Annotated in this window: 16 protein-coding genes; 2 read left to right on the forward strand and 14 right to left on the reverse strand. The window is 59.0% G+C overall.

Annotated elements, in window-relative coordinates; genetic code table 11:
* Positions 1 to 36: 36 nt before the first annotated feature.
* The gene (locus AC2D8O_RS12825; protein WP_484679231.1) at positions 37 to 462 is read left to right on the forward strand and encodes a DUF3052 domain-containing protein; all 426 of its coding nucleotides are present in this window, start codon (positions 37 to 39) and stop codon (positions 460 to 462) included.
* Positions 463 to 662: 200 nt separating this feature from the next.
* On the opposite strand, the gene AC2D8O_RS12830 is transcribed toward AC2D8O_RS12825, so the two are convergent.
* The 3 genes from AC2D8O_RS12830 to AC2D8O_RS12840 are packed head-to-tail and all read right to left on the reverse strand — an operon-like array spanning position 663 to position 6328.
* On the reverse strand, positions 663 to 2069 hold the full coding sequence (locus AC2D8O_RS12830) for a TolC family protein (protein WP_484679232.1): 1407 nt from the start codon (positions 2067 to 2069) through the stop codon (positions 663 to 665).
* Positions 2069 to 5194 carry an efflux RND transporter permease subunit gene (locus AC2D8O_RS12835; protein WP_484679233.1) on the reverse strand — a complete coding sequence of 1042 codons (3126 nt, stop codon included), beginning with the start codon at positions 5192 to 5194 and terminating at the stop codon, positions 2069 to 2071. The genes AC2D8O_RS12830 and AC2D8O_RS12835 overlap by 1 nt, the downstream gene beginning before the upstream one ends.
* Positions 5195 to 5245: 51 nt before the next feature.
* The gene (locus AC2D8O_RS12840; RefSeq protein ID WP_484679234.1) at positions 5246 to 6328 is read right to left on the reverse strand and encodes an efflux RND transporter periplasmic adaptor subunit; all 1083 of its coding nucleotides are present in this window, start codon (positions 6326 to 6328) and stop codon (positions 5246 to 5248) included.
* A gap of 192 nt (positions 6329 to 6520) precedes the next feature.
* Here AC2D8O_RS12840 and AC2D8O_RS12845 point away from each other — a divergent pair, with 192 nt between their 5' ends.
* Entirely contained in the window at positions 6521 to 8332 is a 1812-nt protein-coding gene (locus tag AC2D8O_RS12845) for an ABC transporter ATP-binding protein (RefSeq protein WP_484679235.1), read from the forward strand.
* A 403-nt stretch (positions 8333 to 8735) separates the two neighbouring features.
* Here AC2D8O_RS12845 and AC2D8O_RS12850 read toward each other — a convergent pair whose 3' ends face one another.
* The 11 genes from AC2D8O_RS12850 to AC2D8O_RS12900 all read right to left on the reverse strand — a co-directional run bounded on the left by AC2D8O_RS12850 (position 8736) and on the right by AC2D8O_RS12900 (position 22471).
* Positions 8736 to 9509 (reverse strand): LytR/AlgR family response regulator transcription factor, encoded by a 774-nt coding sequence (locus tag AC2D8O_RS12850; protein ID WP_484679236.1) that lies wholly within the window; start codon positions 9507 to 9509, stop codon positions 8736 to 8738.
* Complete coding sequence (locus AC2D8O_RS12855) at positions 9497 to 10570, reverse strand: sensor histidine kinase (protein ID WP_484679237.1); 1074 nt, start codon at positions 10568 to 10570, stop codon at positions 9497 to 9499. Before AC2D8O_RS12855 ends, AC2D8O_RS12850 begins: the two co-directional genes overlap by 13 nt.
* The gene (locus AC2D8O_RS12860) at positions 10560 to 11282 is read right to left on the reverse strand and encodes an ABC transporter ATP-binding protein (protein ID WP_484679238.1); all 723 of its coding nucleotides are present in this window, start codon (positions 11280 to 11282) and stop codon (positions 10560 to 10562) included. The genes AC2D8O_RS12855 and AC2D8O_RS12860 overlap by 11 nt, the downstream gene beginning before the upstream one ends.
* Before the next feature lie 14 nt (positions 11283 to 11296).
* Positions 11297 to 12565 (reverse strand): ABC transporter permease, encoded by a 1269-nt coding sequence (locus AC2D8O_RS12865; RefSeq protein WP_484679239.1) that lies wholly within the window; start codon positions 12563 to 12565, stop codon positions 11297 to 11299.
* Positions 12566 to 12568: 3 nt separating this feature from the next.
* The gene (locus tag AC2D8O_RS12870; RefSeq protein WP_484679240.1) at positions 12569 to 13657 is read right to left on the reverse strand and encodes an efflux RND transporter periplasmic adaptor subunit; all 1089 of its coding nucleotides are present in this window, start codon (positions 13655 to 13657) and stop codon (positions 12569 to 12571) included.
* A gap of 129 nt (positions 13658 to 13786) precedes the next feature.
* Positions 13787 to 14482, reverse strand: a complete 696-nt coding sequence (locus AC2D8O_RS12875) for an ABC transporter ATP-binding protein (RefSeq protein ID WP_484679241.1) — start codon at positions 14480 to 14482, stop codon at positions 13787 to 13789.
* Between the two features lie 16 nt (positions 14483 to 14498).
* A complete protein-coding gene (locus AC2D8O_RS12880; RefSeq protein ID WP_484679242.1) occupies positions 14499 to 14699 on the reverse strand; it encodes a hypothetical protein in 201 nt (66 codons plus the stop codon).
* Positions 14700 to 14709: 10 nt separating this feature from the next.
* A complete protein-coding gene (locus tag AC2D8O_RS12885) occupies positions 14710 to 17106 on the reverse strand; it encodes an ABC transporter permease (RefSeq protein WP_484679243.1) in 2397 nt (798 codons plus the stop codon).
* 38 nt (positions 17107 to 17144) lie between these two features.
* Complete coding sequence (locus AC2D8O_RS12890) at positions 17145 to 17444, reverse strand: hypothetical protein (RefSeq protein ID WP_484679244.1); 300 nt, start codon at positions 17442 to 17444, stop codon at positions 17145 to 17147.
* Between the two features lie 27 nt (positions 17445 to 17471).
* Positions 17472 to 19934, reverse strand: coding sequence for an ABC transporter permease (locus AC2D8O_RS12895; protein ID WP_484679245.1), 2463 nt, complete (start codon positions 19932 to 19934; stop codon positions 17472 to 17474).
* A gap of 77 nt (positions 19935 to 20011) precedes the next feature.
* A complete protein-coding gene (locus AC2D8O_RS12900; protein ID WP_484679246.1) occupies positions 20012 to 22471 on the reverse strand; it encodes an ABC transporter permease in 2460 nt (819 codons plus the stop codon).
* Positions 22472 to 22485: the final 14 nt, after the last annotated feature.

The following is a 22485-nucleotide window of genomic DNA, read 5'->3' on the forward strand; positions in this document are numbered from 1 at the left end:
TACCCGCCTAGCTTACGTCCTCGTTCCCACTCCGTTATGTTTGCTACCGCTGGATACTCCGGTACGCCGCTTGCCAAAAAACTGGGGCTGAAGTCCGGCCTGCACTGCCTGTGGCTGCATACCCCCGCCGACCTGTGGGCGGCGCTGGGCGCACTGCCCGCCGACCTCACCGCCCACGACACCCCTCAGCCTGGAACGGCCTACGATTTTGTGCACCTCTTTGTCAATGAGGCCGCTACGCTGGAAGCGGAGGTACAGGCCGTGCTTCCGCAGTTGCGGAAAGACGGCATGCTGTGGCTGTCGTGGCCGAAGAAGGCCGCCCGCAAGGTGGTGCCGTCTGACATAGACGAGAACCTGCTGCGCACGGTGCTGCTGCCGCTGGGCATTGTGGATGTGAAGGTGTGCGCCATAACGGAGGTGTGGAGCGGCCTGAAGTTCGTGTGGCGCAAGGAGAACCGGTGAGCGGCATCCTCTCCCCAGTGAGCGGGACAACAGGAGTATAGATTTCTTCGGACGCTCGAAATGACGTGCAGGCGAGTGGCTTGCCGCCTTCCCTCCAACCGAGAGGGCTGTCTCAGACAGCCCACAGGTAGTGCCGATGCATCGGGAGACGTAGCGCTATCTGGATGACGAAGCCGTGAGCGTTCGATCCAGTGCCCATCCTAGCGGATGGGGCGGAGCAGGTCCTGATCCTGAAGCTTACCGCTGAGGCGGAGCAGTTCGACCTCGGCAAGCTTGGCCGCATACTGAGCTGTCAGGAGGCGGGTCTGTGCCTGAACGAAGGTCCGCTGTGCCTCGCGGAGCTCGAGCGGGGTGCTGGAGCCGATCTTGAAGCGGTCGAGGGCGACCTCGGCGTTCTGCTTTGCCACCGCAAGGTTTTCCACCTCAAGGGCCAGAATCTGCAGGTTGTTCTGGTAGTCAACGTAGGCACGGCGCAGGTCGCTCTGAAGACCCAGCAACCCCTGCTGGTATCGATACTCGGCAGTGGTGCGGGAAATCCGCGCGTTCTGCAGGTTCCGATTGACGTTGTTCCCATCGAAGAGGGTGTAAGCCAACGTAACACCCCCTTGCGGACCGATGGTCTGGATAAAGAGCGGATTCTGGTTGAAGCCCTGTGCCAGCGCACCTGAGTTCTGCTGGAAGAAGTTGTACCCAAGTGACGCCGTAAGAGTTGGGAGGCGGGCGGCCTTGGCTTCGCGAATCTGAAACTCGGCTTGAACACGGGCTTCCTCCAAGAGGCTGAGAGCAGAACTGCGGTTGAGGGCCATTTCCTCCAACTCATTGATTACAAGGGAGCTGTCAAGCGAGATGGTGGAATCGGCGATAACATAGGCGGTTTCAGGCGGCATCCCCATCTGCTCGTTGAGGGTGACGCGGGCACGCTGGAGAGTTCCGTTGATGCGGAGCAGGGCCGACTTATCGGCATTGAGGTCAACGGTGCTCTGGAGTGCCTCCAGGCCTGAGCCTGCACCAATTTCCTTACGGGCCACGGCGATGCGCGACCGTTCCTCGGAGATACTGAGGGCGGTACGGAGCAGCTTCTGCTGTTCCTGCTGCTGCACGATATCATAGTAGGCCCGGGTGACGTTGGCAATAACCGTCTCTACCGACTGCATCACCTGCACACTGCTGGCCTTGGCTACCGATTGCAGACGGTTGTAGAAAGCGCGGCGACGGAGACCGTCAAAGACCGTGTACTGGGCTGTGATGTTGGCGTTGTAGCCGTAGGAGCTGACGTTGTTAACGCGGTTGAGGACCTGCTCGCCATTGGCATCGGTGCGGGTTTGGAGACGTCGGTTCTGGAGGTTGAAGTTGACGCCGCCACCAGCGGTGACACGCGGGTAAAAGCCAACCGCACCGGGTTCGGCGCTGTTAAGGGCAATTTCCTCGGCAGTGCGTGCAATACGTATTTCGAAGTTCTGCTGCAGCGCCAGCACAATGGCCTGCTCCAGCGTAAGCCCCTGAAGGGAGGCCGAATCAGTGGCCTGGCTTTCGCTCTGGGCCTGGGCTACCCCACCGAACAACAGGGCCGCCAAAAGAACGGGGCGGAACAGGACAAACACTTTCATCAGACGGTGTGGTATTCGGTGGGGGTGGACACAGCAGTCGGCGTTGCATGGGTATCATGGCCATTGCTGCCGGAAGCGTGGGGTTTGGTTTCCTTTGAGAGGTAGGAGTAGATGGCCGGGATGACGTACAGCGTGAGGATGGTGGAGAAGATAACCCCACCCACTACAACAATGCCCATGCCGACGCGGCTTTCGGCGCCAGCCCCCAGCGCCAGTGCGATGGGCAGAAAGCCCAGGGCTGTGGCGAGGCTGGTCATGAGAATGGGACGGAAACGGCTGACAGCGGCATCTACAGCGGCCTGAGCGCGGGTGCGGCCTACCTCCTTGCGCTGGTTGGCAAACTCCACGATGAGGATACCGTTCTTGGTAACCAGACCGATGAGCATGATGACGCCAATCTGGCTGAAGATGTTGAGCGTCTGGTGGTAATACCAGAGGAAGAACAGCGCCCCGGCCAGCGCCAGCGGCACGGTGAAGAGGATAACGAAGGGATCGCGGATGGACTCGAACTGGGCCGCCAGCACGAGGTAAATCATGATGAGGGCCAGGAGGAAGGCGAAGATGAGGGAGTTGGACGACTCGGCGAAATCGCGGGAGGCGCCGGAGAGGTCGGTCTGGAAGCCGTCGGGAAGGACGCGGGCCTTGATTTCATCCATTGCCTTGATGCCGTCGCCAAGGGTGTAGCCGGGAGCGGGGTTGGCAGAGACGGTGGCCGACACAAAACGGTTGAAACGGTAAAGCTGTGGCGGAGAGGCTTTCTCGCGCAGACGGACAAGGTTGTCGAGCTGAATGAGGCGGCCATCCTGACTGCGGACATACATGGAGCTGAGGTCCAGAGGCTCGTTGCGGTTCTGGCGTTCGAGCTGGCCGATGATCTGGTACTGCTTGCCGTCGCGGATGAAGAAGCCATAGCGGGCCTCGGAGAGCGAAAGCTGAAGCGTGCGGGCAATGTCGATAACGGAGACGTTGAGCGAGCGGGCCTTGGCGCGGTCGATATCTACCTGAAGTTCCGGCTTGTTGAACTTAAGGTCAAGGTCAACGAAAGAGAAAGCGGGGTTCTGGCGCGCTTCTTCGAGGAAGCGGGGCAGGATGGCCGCCAGGCTGTCGAAGTTGTTGGCCTGAATAACATACTGGATGGGCAGGCCCCGGCCACCGCTGCCGATGGTTACAGGCTGCACAATGTAGGCGCGGGCCCCGGACATCTGTGCCAGAGCGGGTTGCAGCCTGGCGGCGATGGCCTGCTGGGTACGCAGACGCTGGTCGGGGTCCTTGAGGATGAGGTTGGCGAAGGCGGTGTTCTTGGCCGATGCCGAGCCGAAACCAGGGGCGGTAACGGTAATCATGGTCTGGATCTCGGGCACGGAGTCCTGCAGCATCTGGGTAAGGTCTACGACGTAGCGATCCATGAAGTCGTAGGAGGTACCCTCTGGTGCGGTGGCAAAGACACGGAAGTTGGATCGGTCTTCCTGAGGCGAGAGCTCGGAAGGGATGAGACCGAAGAGGAAGACGATCAAGAAGCCGCATATCCCCATGATGGGCCATGCCATCCAGCGACGACGCATGAAGGCCTCCAGCGAGCTGCGGTAGCCGGAGACGAGGCTTTCAAAGAACGGTTCTGTTTTTCGGTAGAACCAAGGCTGCACGGCCCGGTGCTTGAGCAGACGGGTAGACAGCATGGGTGTAAGCGTTAGGGCCACGAAAGCCGAGATGCCCACTGCCCCAGCCACCACTACGCCGAACTCGCGGAAGAGACGCCCTACCAGCCCCTGCAGAAAGATGATGGGCAGGAACACGGCCGCCAGTACGATGGTGGTGGCGATAACGGCCACATAGATTTCCTCTGTGCCCTTGCGGCCGGCCTCCATCGGCGACATGCCTTCCTCGATTTTGGCGTAGATGTTCTCCAACACCACGATGGCGTCGTCTACCACCAGACCGATGGAGAGCACGATGGCCAGCAGCGTGAGTACGTTGATGGAATAGTCCAGCAGGTACATGATGAAGAACGCGCCGACGAGCGACACCGGAATGGCGAGAACGGGAATGAGCGTAGAGCGCCAATCGCGGAGGAAGAGGAAGATGACGAGCACCACAAGCGCAAAAGCGATGTAGAGGGTCTCGATTACTTCCTCGATGGCAAGGTTGATATACTTGGTAGCGTCGAAAGTGACGAAGTACGTGACGCCTTTGGGGAGGTCGCGCTCGATCTGCTTGAGGCGCTCGTAGGCAAGGCGGGAAATCTCGATATTGTTGGCACCAGGCTGGGGTATAATGGCCACAGCTACGGCAGGCTGACCATCGCGGCGGAAGCTGGTGGTGAGGTTTTCGGCGTCGAGCTTGGCATAGCCTACGTCTTCGAGACGCACCACTTCATCGCCGACCTGGCGGACGACCAGACGGTTGAAGGCATCGGGGTCGGTGAGGCGACCAAGTGTACGAACGGAAAGCTCAACGGTGTTGCCTTCGATTTTGCCGCTGGGGAGTTCCACGTTCTCGCGCTGGATGGCCTGCTGGACATCGAGGGGGGTGAGGCGATAGGCGGCAAGTTTGGCGGGGTCGAGCCAGAGGCGCATGGAATAGCGCTTCTCGCCATAAATCTGAATGGAGCTGACACCCTGAATGGTTTGCAGGCGTTCCTTGAAAACCTCGGAAGCGAGGAAGGACAACTCCAGCTGGGTCATGGAGGGACTGATGACCGAGACAATCATGACCGCCTGGGCATTGGCGTCGGCCTTGGCTACCTGCGGGGGGTCCATGTCGGGCGGCAGGCGGCTGACGATACGGGACACACGGTCGCGGACGTCGTTGGCGGCGTTGTCGAGATTGACGTTGAGACCGAACTCTACGGTGATGGTGGAGCGGCCCTCGGCACTGACGCTGGAGATGGTGCGGATGCCGTCAATGCCGTTGATGGACTCTTCGAGGGGCTCGGTCACCTGGCTCTCCATTACGTCGGCGTTGGCGCCGGGATAGCTGGCAGAAACCGTGATGATGGGGGGGTCGACGGAAGGAAACTCACGTACGCCCAGGAAGCTGAAGCCGATGTATCCGAACAGGATAATGGCCACGCTCATCACCGTCGTCAGAATGGGACGGTTGATACTGGTGGAGGAAAGGCCGGCCATATGGGTTTGTCTGTCGGAGGGTTTGTCTGAAAAAGCGTGGCGCAGGGTGCGTCAGGGCGTAAGTCGCGGGTTGGGGAGCGTAACCTTGACATCGACGCCTGGGCGCAACTGAAGGATACCAGTTGTGAGAACGGTGTCGCCAGCACTGAGGCCCTTCTCAATTTCAATGCGTTCGGCCTGGCGGGTGCCAAGCTCTACCTTGCGGGCTTCAGCCTTGCCGCCCTTCACTACGTATATCTGCTGGCCGTCCTGGGTAGGGACGATGGCCTCGGAAGGCACGAGGAGGGCGTTGGAGTTGCGGCCAAACTCCAGTACGACGTCGGCGAAGGCGCCGGGGATTAGCTCGCCGCGGGGGTTGGCAGCACGGGCGCGCATGCGGAGCGAGCGGGTTTCGGGGTCGATCTTGGGCTCGATAGCGAAGACAGTAGCGATGAACTCGCGGCCGGGGGCCGAGCGTACCTGCAGCTTCACGCGGTCGCCATTTCGGACGCGCTCGGCATACTTTTCAGGAATGGAGAACTCCACCTTCACCTGATCAAGGTTCTGGAGGGTGGTGATGAAGGTGCCGGGGGAGAGATAGCTGCCGACGGCTACCTGACGCAGGCCGATGGTACCATCGAAGGGAGCACGGACCTGGGTTTTGGCAATCTGGGCGCGGATGAGGTCGATGTCGGCCTGGGCGGTGCGAAGGTCAGACGCGATGACGTCGTACTCCTGCTGGCTGATGGCCTGGCGCTCGAGCAGCACGCGCTGCCGATACTCCTGGGCCTCGATAAGTTTCTTGCGGTTTTCGGCCTTGGCGAGCGAAGCCTGCAATTCGGCGTCGTTAACCTGAAGCAGCAGTTGGCCCTTTTTCACACGACCGCCTTCTGCGAAAAAGAGGCCCACCACCTTGCCGCCTGCCTCTGAGGTGACGTTGACTTCGTCGTTGGCCAGAACGGTGCCGGTGGCCATGAGCTTGGCCACAAGCGCTTCAGGCTTGACGACGACGCCCTGGGCATAAACGGAGCCGGAGCCCGGACGGCCTGCTGCTGTTGCTGGGGCCTTGGTATCGGACTCACTGGCACGGCGCCAGATCAGCACCAAAATGATAAGGCCAGCCACAGCCCACAAGAGGATGGATTTGCGAGTCAAAGCAGAAGTGTAAAAAAATGACCGGGCCAAAGTTAGCCCTATGGGCTAGGGTGTAACGCCATCTGTTTTCATAATGTTCTCCAAAAAAACGTTAAAACATATGATTATGTTAACAATGTACTGGCAACCGACTGTGTAGCGTAGCTTTGTCATGCCGTCTTTCCGCTTACCTACCACTCCCCTGTCCTACTCGTGAGGTTGTTACTCCGCGCCCTTTGGCCTTATTTCGTCCGCTACCGCTGGTATCTGCTGGCTGGCTTTGCGTTCATCCTCATTTCCAACTGGTTCTCGATTTACCCGGCACAGGTGGTGCGGGATGCATTCAACCTGGTAGGCGACCTGATCAAGATGCAGGGCCTGGTGGCAGGTACGCCGCAGGGCGAAGTGCTGTCAGACCGGATTGGGCATGTGCTGTTTCTCTTCGGCGGCATTGTAGTGCTGGCAGCCATCCTGCGGGGTGTGTTCCTGTACCTCGTGCGGCAAACACTCATCGTGGTGTCGCGGCACATGGAGTATGACCAGAAGAATCAGCTGTTTGAGCACTACCAGCACTACAGCCTGAGCATTCTGCGGAAGCGACAGACGGGCGACCTGATGTCGCGCATTGGCGAGGACGTGGCGGCGGTGCGCATGTTCACCGGCCCCGGCATCATGTACACGCTCAACACCGTGACGCTGTTCATCATGGTGATGGCAACGATGCTGGTGGTAAACGCCGAACTGACCCTGTACGTACTGATGCCCATGCCCGTGCTGGCGCTGAGCATTTACGTGGTACACAACATCATCAACAAGCGGAGCGAGGAAGCCCAAGGGCAGCTGAGTGTAATTACCAGCCTGACACAGGAAGCCTACAGCGGCATCCGGCTGCTGCGCGCCTATGCCCGCGAGAAAGTAAGCGTAGGGCAGTTTGCCAGCGAAAGCGACACCTACCGCGACCGCGCCATGCGTCTGGCCCGTGTTGATGCCCTCTTCTATCCCACCATTCTGCTGCTGATAGGCCTGAGCACGGTGTTCACGGTGTGGATTGGCGGCGAGAAAGTGATCGCTGGCACGGTGTCGCTGGGCAACATCGCCGAGTTTATCCTGTACATCAACCTGCTGACATGGCCAGTGGCCAGCCTGGGCTGGATTACGAGCATGATCCAGAAAGGGGCGGCCAGCCAGAAGCGCATCAACGAACTGCTGGAACTGCGCAGCGAGCAGTTGTTCCCTGAAACCTCGCCCGACTTCGACACGGCGTCGGTGGCCTTCACCCATGTGAACTACACCTACCCCGACACCGGCATACAGGCACTGAAAGACGTAAGCTTTGATGTGGCGCCGGGTAGCGTGCTGGGCATAGTGGGCAGCACAGGCTGTGGCAAAACGACGCTGGCCAACCTGATGCTGCGCTTCATGGACGTGCCGCAGGGCGAAATCCGCATGGGCGGGCGGCTGATACAGGACTACTCGAAAGCCGGCCTGCGCCGCCACATCGGCTATGTGCCGCAGGATGGCTTCCTGTTCTCGGACACCATCTCAAACAACATTGCCTTTGGCAAGCCGAACGCCACACAGGACGAGATTGAAGCCGCTGCGAAGTTTGCCGGGGTGTACGACGACATCGTGCGCTTCCCCGAGGGCTTTGCGACCATCATTGGCGAACGGGGCGTAACGCTGAGCGGTGGCCAGAAACAGCGCGTGAGCATCGCCCGGGCCTACCTGAGCAAGCCCAATCTGCTGATACTGGATGACGCCTTGAGCGCAGTGGACACCCGCACGGAATCGCTGATCCTGGACAACCTGCGTGGCAAGCTGACGACCGACAGCTGGAAGCCAACGCTGGTGATCATCAGCCACCGGATGTCAGCGGTGGAGCATGCCGACCAGATACTGGTGATGGACAATGGCCGGATAGTGGAGCGCGGCACACACGCCGAGCTTATTGCCAGCGGCGGCGAATACGCCGAACTGGTGCAGAAGCAGCAGCTGGAATCGGAGTTTGCCGAGACGGAGAAGTAAAGGGGAGAAGACGGCCCGCGGTCAGTTTCGTATACATCTCCTGATGTATCGGGACTACCTGTAGGCGGCTTGCCGCCCGCTCTGCCAGATGTAACTGGGCGGCTCTGCGCCGCTCAAAAGTAGATTTCTCAGGAAGGCCACGCCAACCTTCGAAATGACGTGCCATTTATCTAACCCGTGCTGGCGTTCATGTGCTGGGGGACTTCTCCGCTGCGCTGACGCCCACTGCGAAGTGACAGCGGAGCGTTCAAACAACTTGCCCCTTTACGTCATTTCGAGCGCAGCGAGAAATCTACCTTTAGGCGGCTTGCCGCCTTCTCTGCCAACTGTATCTGGGCGGCTCTGCGCCGCTGCCCAAAGGTAGTCTAGATGTATTGGGAGTGATGCTTATACTCTGGTTACCTCAGCCTTCCATCCACTGGCGGAAGACGGGTGCCTTTTCGCGGGAGATGTCTACGGACGGCAGAGGGTCTTTGAGGCGGACGACGAGCTTGCCGTTGATGCCGCTTTTTACCGTGTCGATGGCGGAGAGGTGGAGGATAAACTGGCGGTTGGCGCGGAAGAAAACGTCCGGGTTCACCATGTGCTCCACTTCTTCAAGCGTGGGATAGTCGGTATAGTAGCGGTGGCCGTCGTGTGTGAGGACGTAGACGAGTTCGTCTTTGAGGAAGCAGGCAATCTGGTCGGCAGGGAGTGGCATGACACCGCCTTTGGCATGGACCATGAAGCGTTCGCGCCAGACGGGTTTGTCGCCGGCACGGAAGTCAGCAATGAGGGCAGCAAGTTGGGCTCGGCTGTCGGGGGTTGTCTGCTGACTGTGGCGGCGGTATTTGTCAAGCGCACGTACAAGTTCGGCGCTGTCAATGGGCTTGAGGAGGTAGTCTACGCTGTTGACCTTAAAGGCGCGGAGCGCATACTCGTGATAGGCGGTGGTGAAAATGACAGGGCACTGGATGAGCTCGGCTTCGAGGAGCTCGAAGGACACGCCGTCGGCCAGCTGGATGTCAGCAAAGACCAGGCTGGGCTGTGGGTTGTTGGCAAACCATGCACGGGCGTCGGCCACAGACTCGAGGGTAGTCTGTACGGCGATGTCGGGGGCATGGGCACGCAGGAGCTTGTGGAGGTCGCGGGCCACCAGCTGCTCGTCTTCAAGGATTACGGCGGTCAGGGCTGACATAGGGGTACTAGAACGGAAAACTGCGCCTCGGTCTGCTGTACAAGAACGGGGTGCTCGCTGTAAAAACTGTAAAGGGCCCGCATGTTGTCGAGGCCGGTGCGGTTGCTGGATTCTACTATCTGCTTGGCTTGCAGATTATTGGACACCCGAAGATAATGTCCTTCGGGTGAGGTATCGATATGAAGACGCAGCGGATTGCTCTCCGTCATACGGTTGTGCTTGATGGCGTTCTCGATGAGAATCTGGAGCGTGACGGGGGCAATGAGGCACTGTTGACTTTGGGGCGGAATGTCGAGGGTGATTTCGAGGGCGGGCCCAAAGCGTGTGCGCAGGAGGAAGAGGTAGTTGTGGATGAACTCAAGCTCGGTTGCGAGCGACACCAGCTGCTCGTCTTTGTGCTGAAGCACATAGCGGTAAACGCGCGAGAGCTGCTGGAGAAACTGGGAGGCCAGGGCCTGGTCTTCGTGAATGAGGCTGTTGAGCGAAGTGAGGCTGTTGAAGAGGAAGTGGGGGTTGAGCTGGTTGCGGAGGTTGTCGAAGCGGACGTTGGCGGCCTCGCGCTGGAGGCGCTCGTTCTTGACGAGGTCGCGCTGCCAGTTCTGAAAAAACTGTGCCCCCAGATACACCACATTGAGGGTGATGGCAAAGAGCACATCGGAGGTCATGATGAAGGTGAAGAGCAGCGGGTTGAGCCGGAGGGGCAGCAGGTGCTCGAACACCTGGAACATGGTAAGCTGGAAGAGAAGGATGCCGAGAATGGAGAGGGAGATCTGTACGACGACGCGGCGGCCTACGCCTTCCTCGAAGGGCAAAACGTCGTCGAGCCAGCGGATGAAGAAGCTGAAGATGAGCCAGAAGACGTAGCCCAGGACGAGGAGGAAGCAGAAGATGCTGAGGTGCCAGCTCCAGCTGCGCTCGGGGAACAGCAGCAGGCGGATGATGCCGGACACCACCGCAAAGGTGAGAATGAGGAGGTGCCCGGCATGGCGCACGACGAAGCCCAGGGCGGTATCGAGCGCCGAGGGAGTGGAACTGAGGAAGTGAAAACGCCTAACTGACACGTGCAGAAACGGGGTTGCGGGGTTTCTCGGGGAGGAGTGCGCCGTCGTGGAGTTCGAGGATGCGGTCGGCACCGGAGGCAAACTCCTCGTCGTGGGTGACGGTGATGATGGTTTGGCCGTAGCTGCCGGCGAGGTCCTTGAGGATGGTGAAGACGTTGCGGGAGTTGGCGCTGTCGAGGTTTCCGGTGGGCTCGTCGCCCATAATGATATCGGGATCGTTGATGAGGGCGCGGGCGATGGCGACCCGCTGCTGCTGGCCGCCGGAGAGCTTGTTGCTGGGCTTGAGGGCCTGGTCTTCGACACCGAGCAGCCGCAGCTTCTCCATAGCGCGGTGCTCGATTTCCTGCGGGGAATAGCGGCCCAGCTTGAGTGCCGGTAGCATAACGTTACGTAGGCTGGAGAACTCGGGCAGGAGGTAGTGGAACTGGAAAACGAAGCCGATGTGCTCGTTGCGGACGGCGGCCAGCTGCTCCTGCGATTGCCCGGTGATTTCGTGGCCTGCCAGCCAAAGGTGGCCGTCGTAGGCGGTGTCCATTGTGCTGAGAATGTAGAGCAGGGTACTTTTGCCACTGCCCGACTTACCCATGAGAGCGACGAATTCGCCGCGGTTCACCTGAAAAGAAATCTCTTTGAGCACCTGAAAGCGGGTGGGCTCGTCGAACCACTTGCTGATGCCGCGGGCTTCGAGAACGGGAACGGAGGCGTTGGGCATGGCGAAGGGGCTGCTTATTTGCCGCGGATGATTTCGACAGGGTCAATGGTGGCGGCTTTGCGCGATGGAAACCAGCCCGCCAGCGCCGTGGTTGACAAGCCGAAAACCAAGCCGAAAAGGTAATAGCGGATGTCCCAGGTGACAGGGAGGCTGTCGATCTGGAGGACGCTGTTAGACGAGAAAGGCACCAGCGACAGCAGGTAAGACAGCAGGGCGCCCAGCCCCACCCCGACGATGCCGCCCATGAGGCCGATGATGACTGCCTGCAAAAGAAAGATGCTGACGACATCGCGGCCCGAAAAGCCAGTGGCCTTGAGTATGGCAATGTCGCGCATTTTCTCGTAGACGGTCATGTTCATGATGTTGTAGATGCCGAAGCCGGCCACTACCAGCAGCGTGATGCTGACCACATAGGTGAGGATGTTGCGGAAGGTGAAGGAGACGAGGATGGAGCTGTTGGTGGTTTGCCAGTCTTCGGCGCGGAAGCCGAAGCGGCGCTGGTACTCCTGGGCTACAGCGGGTGCCTCAAGGGCGTTGTGGAGTTTGAGGTTGATATCGGTGATGTAGGAGCGGTCGCGGCGGAGCGCCTTCTGGACAGTGTGGAGCTGGGTGTAGCAGCGTGCGTCGTCGATGGCAGTAATCCCTGTCTGGAAAAGGCCAACGATTTTGACGGTAATCTGTACGCCTTCAGCAGTGGTTACTGACACGCGCTCGCCCATGTGAAGCCCCATTTTGCTGGCCAGGCCCACACCCATGAGAACGCCATCACTGGAGGTAAGAAGATTGTCGAGATTGCCCTCCACCATTTTGGAGGAGAGGTCGAAGAGGCGGTCTTCGGCGCGGATGTCTACTCCTGCGAGGTTGCCCGGGATGGGCTGACCGGTATTGTTGAAGAACACCTGACTGGAGACCAGTGGCGACGCCCCAAAGACGCGAGGATCGGCACGAATGGCCTCCAGCATACTGAGGCCGTCCTTAAGCTTGATCTGCTTGCGGGTTGGGCGGGGATGGCGCAGCAGGATGGTTGCCTGGCGGAATGAATCGACTTGGGAGAGGAGAGGCGCCTGTGCCAGGCGGGTGTCGTTGTAGACACGGATGTGGGGCGCGGCGCTGAGGAGCATGTCCTCAATGAGGTTGTTGACGCCCGTCATGAAGCTGATCATGAGGACGAACATGGCAATGCCGAAGGTGACCCCCAGCGCAGCCACGATAGTCTGTCGCTTGCGCGACACCAGATGGGTGCGGGCAATTGAGAGCAGCAGTGGCAGGTTGGAGCGGGCCATATGTCAGCGGACGATAACGTCGGTAGTGGAATCGACCCCGGCAAGGACCTCCACGAAGTCGAAGTTCTCCGAGCCCTTGCGAATGCGAACAGCTACGGGCTTTCCGTCGCGCAGAATGCGGACACTGTCGCCACCGAAGACTACAGCACGAGGCAGCAGCAGGGCATTGGCTTTGCGGCTGACGAGCAGGTTTGCCTCGACAGTGAGGCCAGCGTACTGGGCTGGCAGGGGGTCGCTAAGGAGGGCGTCGACGCGGAAGTTCTGCTCGGCCTGACGCAGCATGGGGTAGATTTTCTGGACGCGGGCGCGGAAGACAGTGTCGGGATAGGCATCGATCCGCATGAGTACCTCCTGCCCCTCGCGTACGCGGGTGATGTCGTTTTCATCTATGCTGAGGTGGGCCACAAGCTGGTCGGCACGGCCCAGGCGTGCGATGGCCTCGCCGCGGCGGACAAACTCGCCACGCTCTTTGAAGACTTCGTAGACCCGGCCATCCATGAGCGCACGGAGGGTGGCATATTCGGCGACAGTGCGTGTCAGCTGGCTCTGTGCCTGGGCGTTGTCGAGCTGTAGGGCGAGTTCGCGCCGGGTCTGACGGAGGCGGGCCTCCTGGGCGCGGAAATTGGCCAGGCTGGCATCATAGGCCACCTGGGCGCGGTCGAGATTGGCGGCGGTGGTAGCGCCCTCGGCCATGAGGTTGCGGAAGCGAAGGAGGTTTAGGCTATCGTTGACGTACTGGCTGCGGGCAGCTGCCAGCGCAGCTTCGCGCTCGCGGAGGAGGGGGGAATTGGCGGCAGCGTTGCTGCGGGCGAGGTCCAACTGTTCCTGGGAATTGCGCTGGCGCACACGCTGCTCGTCGGCGGTGAGGCCGAAGAGCGCCTGCCCGGCTTTCACGGGGTCGTTCTCGGCGACCCACAGCGAGGTGAGGTAGCCCTCGGCCTGGGCCTGAAGGAGGTACTCGTCGGCTGGGTGGAGGGTGCCCGCAGCATAGACAGCCTCTACCATTGGGCCGGAGCGGGGGCGCAGGGTTTCTGGGCCGCTGGAGCAGGCCGCCAGCACCAAAGCCAGAACGAACATTGGGGAAAAGCGCATACCGCAGGTTATCATCTTTCCCCAAATAAGAGGATTGTGCGGCGGGAAGCAATGGGCCTGGGCGCCAAACAGCCGAAGGCCCCGTCCAAGAGTAGGAACGGGGCCTTCAGGTGGCGGGGGCCGATTGGGTTATGCGGTCAGCGGACTCAGATTGGCGATGTCCTCAGTAACCTTGCCGTCATAGATGCGAACGATGCGGTTGCCATAGCGGGCATTTTCCTCACTATGGGTTACCTGAATGATGGTAACTCCGTCTTCACGATTGAGCTTCTGGAACAGGCGCATGATTTCGCGGCCCTGCTCAGAATGCAGGTTACCAGTTGGCTCGTCGGCGAGGAGCAGACTGGGCTTGCCGATGATGGCGCGGGCAATGCCCACCAGTTGCTGCTGGCCGCCGGAGAGCTGCTCGGGGAAGAGGTCCTTCTTGCCGACGATGCCAAAGCGGTCGAGGATATCGGCTACCATGGCTTCGCGCTCCTTGCTCTTGATGCCTTTGTAGAGCAGCGGGGTTTCTATGTTTTCGGCGACCGTGAGTTCGTCGATAAGATGATAGGCCTGAAAAACGAAGCCGATGTGCGACTTGTGAAAGTCGGTACGCTGGCTGTCCTTGAAGCGGTGCACGGCCTGGTCGCGGAAGAAATACTCGCCGGCATTGGGCTGCTCGAGTGCACCGATGATATTAAGCAGCGTGGACTTTCCCGCGCCGCTGGGGCCCATAATGCTGACAAACTGGCCCGCCTGCACATCCAGACTGCACCCCTGTAGTATGTAATGCTTCTGGAACTTGGATTCGTAGTATTTATCGATGTTGACGAGCTTGATCATGGGGAAGCGAAAGGCGTTAAGGGGCGTTATAAACGGCCGGCGGAGCAAAGACAGTTTCGGAGTCGCTGCCTTCGGGGCTGGACTCCCGCTCGGGCTCGGTAAAAGTTACAGAAAGAACCGCCAGCATCATCCCGATACTCAGGATGATGCCGAAGATGAGGGCGAAGTACAGCCAGCGGCTGGGGGCCGCTGCGTCGCTGGCGGGATCTTGCTTCATGGAGCGCAGCTTACTGTGTCTTCAAAGACTGCACTGGGTTGCGATTGGCTGCACGCCATGACTGCAAAATCACTACAGAAACTGTAAAAAAGAGCGAGAGGAGGAAAGAGCCGAGGAACCAGAGGGGGCTGATGGCAATGCGATAGGTGTAGCCCTCAAGCCAGTTGCTGAGCCCATACCAGGCCAGCGGCGTGGCAATGACAAAAGCAAGCGCAACCAGAACAGCAAACTCGCGCGAGAGAAGCTGCAGAATACTGGCGACCGAAGCGCCCAGCACCTTTCGCACACCAATTTCCTTGGAGCGCTGCTCGGTCATGTAAGCGGCCAGACCCACCAGCCCCAGTACAGCGATGAGAATGGCAATGACTGCAAAGGCCGTGACTACCGAGAACATCCGCTGTTCGCTCTTGTAAGCATTGGCGATGGCATCGTCCATGATGGTGTAGGAGTAGACGTGCTGGGGGTAGACCTTATCCCAGGCATTCTCCATGCGCTCAATGGTTTGGGCGAACTGCTGACTGTTGACCTTGACCGCGAGATTGTAAATGGCTTCGCCCCGGCCAATGAGCATATAGGGCTGGATTTCGCGCTTAAGGCCCTGGGTATGGAAGTCCTTCACTACCCCTACAATCTGGTGGGTACCGACATAGGTACTGTAAGACTTGCCGACGGCCTCTGCTGGTTGCTGATAGCCCATTTTGCGGGCAAAGGTTTCGTTGATGACGACGTTCATGGAGTCCTGCTGGGTATACCAGCGGCCTGCCGCGAGCTTGAGGCCGAAGACTTCGCCATAGTTAACATCGGCGGGCTTCCAGCAGATGGAGAAGGGCTCGTTTTCCTGCTTTCCAGGCTGGGTCCAGGACGTAGACCAGGTCATGTTGGAGAACGGTGGCGTAAGGCAAAGCGAGCTGGCGAGGACGCCGGGCTGCTGGTTGATTTCAGACTGGAGAGACTGCAAAGAGCGAAGGTTCTCGCTGGGCAGGTTGATGACCACAACGGCATCGGACTGAAAGCCGAGGTCGGTGTTGCGCATGTAGTCCATCTGGGCATGGATGATGAACACCCCAGCCACCAGCGCCTGTGTAACCACAAACTGGGTAACAATCATTGCCTTGCGCGCCGTCACACCCTTTTGCCGGCCACCCAGCATACTGGTTTTCATGCTGGCCAGTGCCGGAACCCGCCCCATGAGAATAGCGGGATACAGTGCAGAGAGGCCAGAACTGAGGAGCAGCAGCACCAGCAACATCGGCAGCACCCACCACAATTGGGTGTAGAATGGGGCTAACGACATGGCGAGCGTCTGGTTAATGTAGGGCACCATGAGTTCGGCCATTACGAGGGCGAAAAGGAGCCCAAAGCCTGTAAGAAGGGCGGTTTCGGTCCACACCTGAAGCATGAGCCAGCCCCGCGAGCCGCCGAGCACCTTACGGATAGCGATTTCCTGGCTGCGCTGCAGCACCCGTGCAGAGGCCATGTTGATGTAGTTGATGCAGGCAATGAGCAGAAGCACCAGCCCCAGCGAACCCAACACCCAGAGTTGAGTGGTGGACGCCTGGTTACCGATGTTGGTGCCAAAACGCTGATCGAAATGCTGGTCATAAAGGGTCTGCACCCCTATTGTGACCGTCTCTTTGGGGTCGAGGTCGGTATTGTGTTTCTTTAAGCTGGCAGCAACGGTATTGCGGAGATGGGCCAGTTCGGTGGGATTGGTTTCGTAGAGGAAGACCTGAAAGTCGTCGGCGAGGTTTCCCCACTGCTCGGGGTTTTTGCCAGTGAGCTCCTGCATCTGGTGCAGGTGCATGATGATACCGTAATTGAAGTGCGAGTTGGTGGGCTGGTCTTCATATACGCCTGTCACGATGAGGTCTACTTTGTCGTCCATCCGCAGGGTTTGGCCAAGTGCCGACTGACCGGGAAAGTATTTGTCGGCGTAGGACTTGGCCAGCACCACGCTGTTGACATTGTCCATCACCCGGCGGCCATCACCTTCAAGCCAGTTGAAATCGAAGAGATTGAAATACTCGGGCTCCACCTGAATGGCTGTGCGCTCTTCGCGAAACTTCTCGCGGAGGCTGCCCCGCTGGAAGGAGACAGTTACCCGGCCCAGGAAGTTGGTAGCAACAAAGGCGTCGATCTCGGGATAATCGAGGCGTAACGCCTTTACGGCAGGCATGGGAAAGGCCTCGGTGTAGAAGTCGCGACCATCACGGGCAGTAGTAAGGGTAAAGCGGTAGATGTCGTCATACTTCGACTGATGACGGTCGAACGAGAGGTTGTGGGCAATGATACTGGTTATGACCAGGCAGCACGCCAGACTGACTGCCAGCCCCAGTACATTGAGCAGGGAGTAACCCCTGTGACGAACCATGCCTCTGAAGGCTACGGTAAGAAGATTACGGAACATAGGTTGAGCGCGAGTGAGAAGAATGAAAACTTAGATCGTCAGGCAGAAGCACCCGGAGCAATGAGTTGCTCGTAGCGCTGCTGACGAACCCGCTGGAAGGTGATCTGAATGTACTGCTCGGTGGCAGTGCCAATCTGAAGAAGCTCGTATTCAGGATCGTAGCTTTCTACCACTTTGCGAATGCAGGATACGCGGTCGCCGTTGGGGTTGTCACACTGTTCCCAAGGGAATACCTCTACACGGTACTGGTAGTCTTTCTGCACACCGTTGACCTTGACGGTAATCTCGACGGTGTGCTCGGCCTCGATGTTAGGCAGTTGGATGGATACGGCAGCCATAACGTTACGGGATTGGGAAAGGGTAGATTATTCGGACCGCAGCGACTTGACTGGGTTGGAGACAGCCGCGCGGACAGATTGATAGCTGATGGTGATGAGCGCGATACCTATGGCCAAACCGCCTGCCAGGAGGAAGGTAACCGGGCTGAGGGCGATGCGATATTCGAAGCCCTGCAGCCAGTGATTCATGGAATACCAGGCGACAGGACAGGCGACCACGAAGGAGATAAGCACCAGCGCGGCAAAGTCTTTGGCGAAAAGACCAAAAATCTGTAGCTCAGACGCCCCGAGCACCTTGCGCACACCTACCTCTTTCTGACGCTTTGCAGCCATGTAGGTAGCGAGGCCAAAAAGCCCCAGCGTTGCGATGAGCACAGCCAGAACGCTGAAGAGCGTAAAGATGCGCCCCAACCGCATCTCGCTGGCGTATTGCTGAGCCACTTTGTCTGAAATGAACTGGTAGTGAAATGGGGCGGAATTGCCTGTTTGGAGCTTCCAACGGGCCTCAAGGGCGGCCAGGATCTCGCGGGCCTGAGACATGTCAACGCGCAGCGCCATGTAGGCGCGGGCCGAGGTCATGAAAATGCCCAAGGGATCGATACGGCGCTGCATCCCCTCGTAATGGAAATCTTTCACAACGCCGACGACGGTGTAACTGCGGGGCTTCTGACCATCGTCGGCCCCCAGTGCCTCGATCCGCTGGCCCACGGCGGCGTCGGGCTTCCAGCCAAACTGGAGTGCGGCGGTTTCGTTGAGGACGACGTTGTTGGAATCGGCAGGACGGGTCGGGTCAATGTCACGGCCAGCAACCAGTGCCAGGCCAAGCGCCTCGACGAGGTCGCCGTCAGAATTGCCACCAACGATGATGCGGGTGATGTCGGATTTATGCCCCACAGGAGCCATGCCACTGCGGCTGCGGGTAGGCATGCCGGGCACCAGGTTGGTCATAGACACTGCCTTGACACCTGGGATACGCAGGGCCTCCTGTTTAAAGGTATGGGCCTGACTTTCTTTCAGCACCCAGGTATCGTCTACCAACAGGATGGCCTCGCTCTCAAACCCAAGGTTGCGGGTGCGGGCAAACTCCAGTTGGTCGTAAACGACCAGTGTAGCAATGATGAGAACGGTTCCGAGGGCAAACTGAAACACCACCAGGCCGCTGCGCAGGAGGCTGCCACGGCGACTGGTCGTCTGGCGGCCACCTTTAATGACTTTGACAGGCAGGAAGGAGGCAAGATAGGCGCTGGGATAAATGCCTGCCAAGAAGCCCATGAGAAGTGCGCCGCCCACCAGCGACAGCAGAACCCAGGGGTTGAAGAGCATATCTGGAGTGAGGCGATAGCCGGACAGGGCAGACACGGCGGGAAGAGCAAACACCGCGAGTGTGAGACCCAACACTACGCCACCGATAGTGAGAAGGCCCGATTCAGAGAGGAACTGCCCCATAAGCTGACGGCGGTCGGAACCGAGCACCTTGCGGATGCCTACTTCCTTGGCGCGATCGGCGGCACGGGCAGTAGCCAGGTTGATAAAGTTGACGCAGGCGATAAGCAGAATGAAAACCCCTACCAGAATGAAGACATTGACATGGGTGCGGTCGCCGGGGCCGACGCCGTCGCGGCCAATAGCCCTATTGACACTGGCCTCCAGATGCAGGCTATGCAGGGGGTCGACATAGAACTCAAAGCCTTGACCTGTTTTCTGAAATTCCTGGTACGACACCCCGGCAACTTTCTGGACAATGGGGCCGAGATACTTGGAAATGATTTCAGGCTGGATGCGTTTCATGAAAGCGGCTCCATCTATCCCAGTGCGCAGCCGCAGATAGGTGTGAGAATTCATGTTGCCGAGCCAGCCGTAGCCATTGCCAGTTTTCATTTGCGCCGTGGAGGGCGTGAGGCCATAGAAATGGAAATGGCTGGTAGCGGGAGGATTGGCGACGATGCCGGTGACTTTGAGGTCGCGCTGATTGTCGAATCGGACAGTTTTGCCGACAGGCTCTTCGGTGCCAAAGAGTCGAAGGGCGCCCTCTTCTGTCAAAACGAGGCTGTTGGGGTCCAGGAGGACCGTGGCAGGGTTGCCCTTCAGCAGACGATAACCGAAAAACTGAAAGAAGTTGCTGTCTGCGAAGAAGACATCGGGCAGGGTAACGACACGTTCGGTGCCCGTAATGGCCAGAATGGTGTTGCCATTGCTGGTGATGTGCGAGACGGCCTCTACCTCTGAGTAGTCGCGGAGAAGATCCTCGCCCGTAGTGTAGGCAACCTCACTGTTGTTGAAGGCCTGCTCACCAAAGCGCCCCTTAGCGCCCATGCGGTAAATGCGGTCACCATTGGGGTGAAAGTCGTCGTAGGACAACTCTTGCTGTAGATAAATGCCAATGAGCAGGCAGCAGGCAATGCCCGCTGCCATGCCTACGAGGTTAAGCCCTGTAAAAAGCTTGTTGCGACCCAGACTCCGGAGCGAAACGGAAATGAAATGACGAAACATGAGAGGATGTGAGAAAGAGTGGGTGCAAGTGAGGTTCGTCAGGCGTCTGAGGCAGAGACGTTGTTACACAGGGGCAGTTATTCGGAGCGGAGCGATTTGACAGGATTGGAGACTGCCGCACGGATAGACTGGTAGCTGATGGTGAGGAGGGTAATGAACAGTGCCAGTGCCCCCGCCAGCAGGAAGGTAGCCGGGCTGAGCTCGATTCGGTATTTGTAGCCCTCGAGCCACTGCTGCATGAAATACCAGGCTACGGGGCAGGCAATGGCAAACGCCGCAACAACCAGCAGGGCAAAGTCTTTGGCGAAGAGGCCGAAGATCTGCCACTCAGAGGCGCCCAGCACCTTGCGGACACCAACTTCCTTCTGGCGCTTGGCAGCCATGTATGCTGCAAGCCCAAAGAGGCCCAGCGCCGCAATGAGTACCGCAAGCACGCTGAAAAGCGTGAAGATGCGGCCCAGGCGCACCTCGCCCAGGTATTGCTCGGCCAGCCGCTCGGAAACAAACTGATATGAGAATGGAGCAGCGTTGTTGGTTTTTTTCTTCCAGAGGGCAGAAAGGGCTGCGAGCACTTCGGGTGCCTGAGTCACATCTATCCGAATGGCCATGTAGGCCTTCTGGTTGTCGAGGTAGATACCGACAGGGCCAATGAGGTTCTGCATGCCCTGGTAGTGAAAGTTTTTAACTACGCCCACGACGGTCAGGTGGTCGGCGGGCGGCTCGCCGGGGCCCGAAGGCTGAGTTATCTGTTTACCCAGGGCCTCTTCAGGCTTCCAGCCAAACTGCTGCACTGCGGCCTCGTTGAGCACCACGCTGAAGGAATCGCTGGGTCTGGTATTGTCGAGGTCTCGGCCGTAGAGGATCTTGAGGTCGAGGGTACGAACGAGGTCGCCATCCGAGTGGCCCCCAGCGAGGATGCGGGTCACGTCGGGACGCCCGACGGGGGCCATACCATTGTTGTTGCGCGTTTCCATACCGGGCACCAGACCCGTCAACGCCGCCGCCTTGACGCCGGGAATGCGCAGCGCCTCCTGCTTGAAACTCTGAGCCTGCTGGCCCCGCAGCACCCAGGTATCGTTGACCACCAGCAGGCCCTCGCGGTTGAAGCCGAGATTCTGCGTACGGACATACTCGAGTTGATCATAGACCACCAGCGTGGCAATGATCATGATGGTGCCGAGGGCAAACTGAAAGACCACCAGACTGCTGCGCAGCAGACTGCCCCGCCGTCCAGTAGACTGGCTGCCACCCTTGATAACCTTGACAGGCAGAAAAGACGAGAGGTAGGCGCTAGGGTAAATGCCAGCCACAAACCCCATCACCAACGCTCCTATCACCAGCCCCGGCAGCACCACGGGCTGCATGAGCAGGGCAGGCGAGAGTTCGCGGCCAGCCACCTGCGACACGAAGGGCAATGCCAGCGTGGCCAGCACCAATGCCAGCACCACCCCCCCAAGGGTGAGCAGCGCCGACTCGGTCAGAAACTGGCCCATAAGCTGCTGGCGGTCAGAGCCGAGCACCTTACGGATGCCAACTTCCTTGGCACGGTCAGCAGCCCGGGCGGTGGCCAGGTTGATGAAGTTGACACAGGCGATGAGCAGAATGAACGCGCCCACCAGGAAGAAGACATTTACGTAGACACGGTCGCCCGAGCTGGAGCCATCGCGGCCAATGGCCCGGGAGGTGCTGGCGTCGAGATGAAGCGCGGCAATGGGTTCGAGACTGTAATTGAAGCCCTGCCCTTTCTTCAGCAGCTCGGAATAGGGAACTCCAAGGAACTTCTGAATCAGCGGACCGACATATTTCTCTACTACCTGCCCCTGAATACGAGGCATAAACCCAGCCGCGTCAGCACCTGGTCGCATGCGCAGATAGGTGTAGTAGTTCATATTGCCCAGCCAGCCATACTGTACATTGGCGAGCTGGTCGGCTGTGAAAGGCGTAAGGCCGTAGAAATGAAGGTGGCTGTTGGCTGGAGGGTTGGCTGCGATGCCAGTCACCTTCAGGTCGCGTATGTTGTCGAAACGGACCACCTTGCCGATGGGGTCTTCAGTGCCGAAGAGACGCGTTGCGGCTTCTTCGGTGAGGACGAGACTGTTGGGGTCGCGTAGGGCCGTTGCCGGATTGCCCCTCAGCAACCGATAGCCGAAGAACTGGAAGAAGTTGCTGTCGGCGTAATAGACATCCGGAATGGTAATCACCTGGTCCTGGCCGGGGATGGCGAGAATGGTGTTTCCGTTATGGGAAAAGCGAGAATAGGCTTCGACCTCTGAGTAGTCGCGGAGGAGGTCCTGGCCGGTAGCGAGGGCCACTTCACTGGTCTCGATGTCCTGATCGCCGAAACGGCCCTTCATGGCGATGCGATAGATGCGGTCGCCATCCGGGTGAAAGTCATCGAAGGACAACTCCTGTTGCAGGTAGAGCCCGATAATCAGACAACAGGCAATGCCCGCCGCCATGCCTACAAGGTTGAGCATGGTGAACAGGCGATTGCGTGCCAGGCTGCGGAGCGACACAGCCAGAAAGTGACGATACATAGGAGTGAGTGTGA

Source organism: Pontibacter sp. T17 (assembly GCF_057219875.1).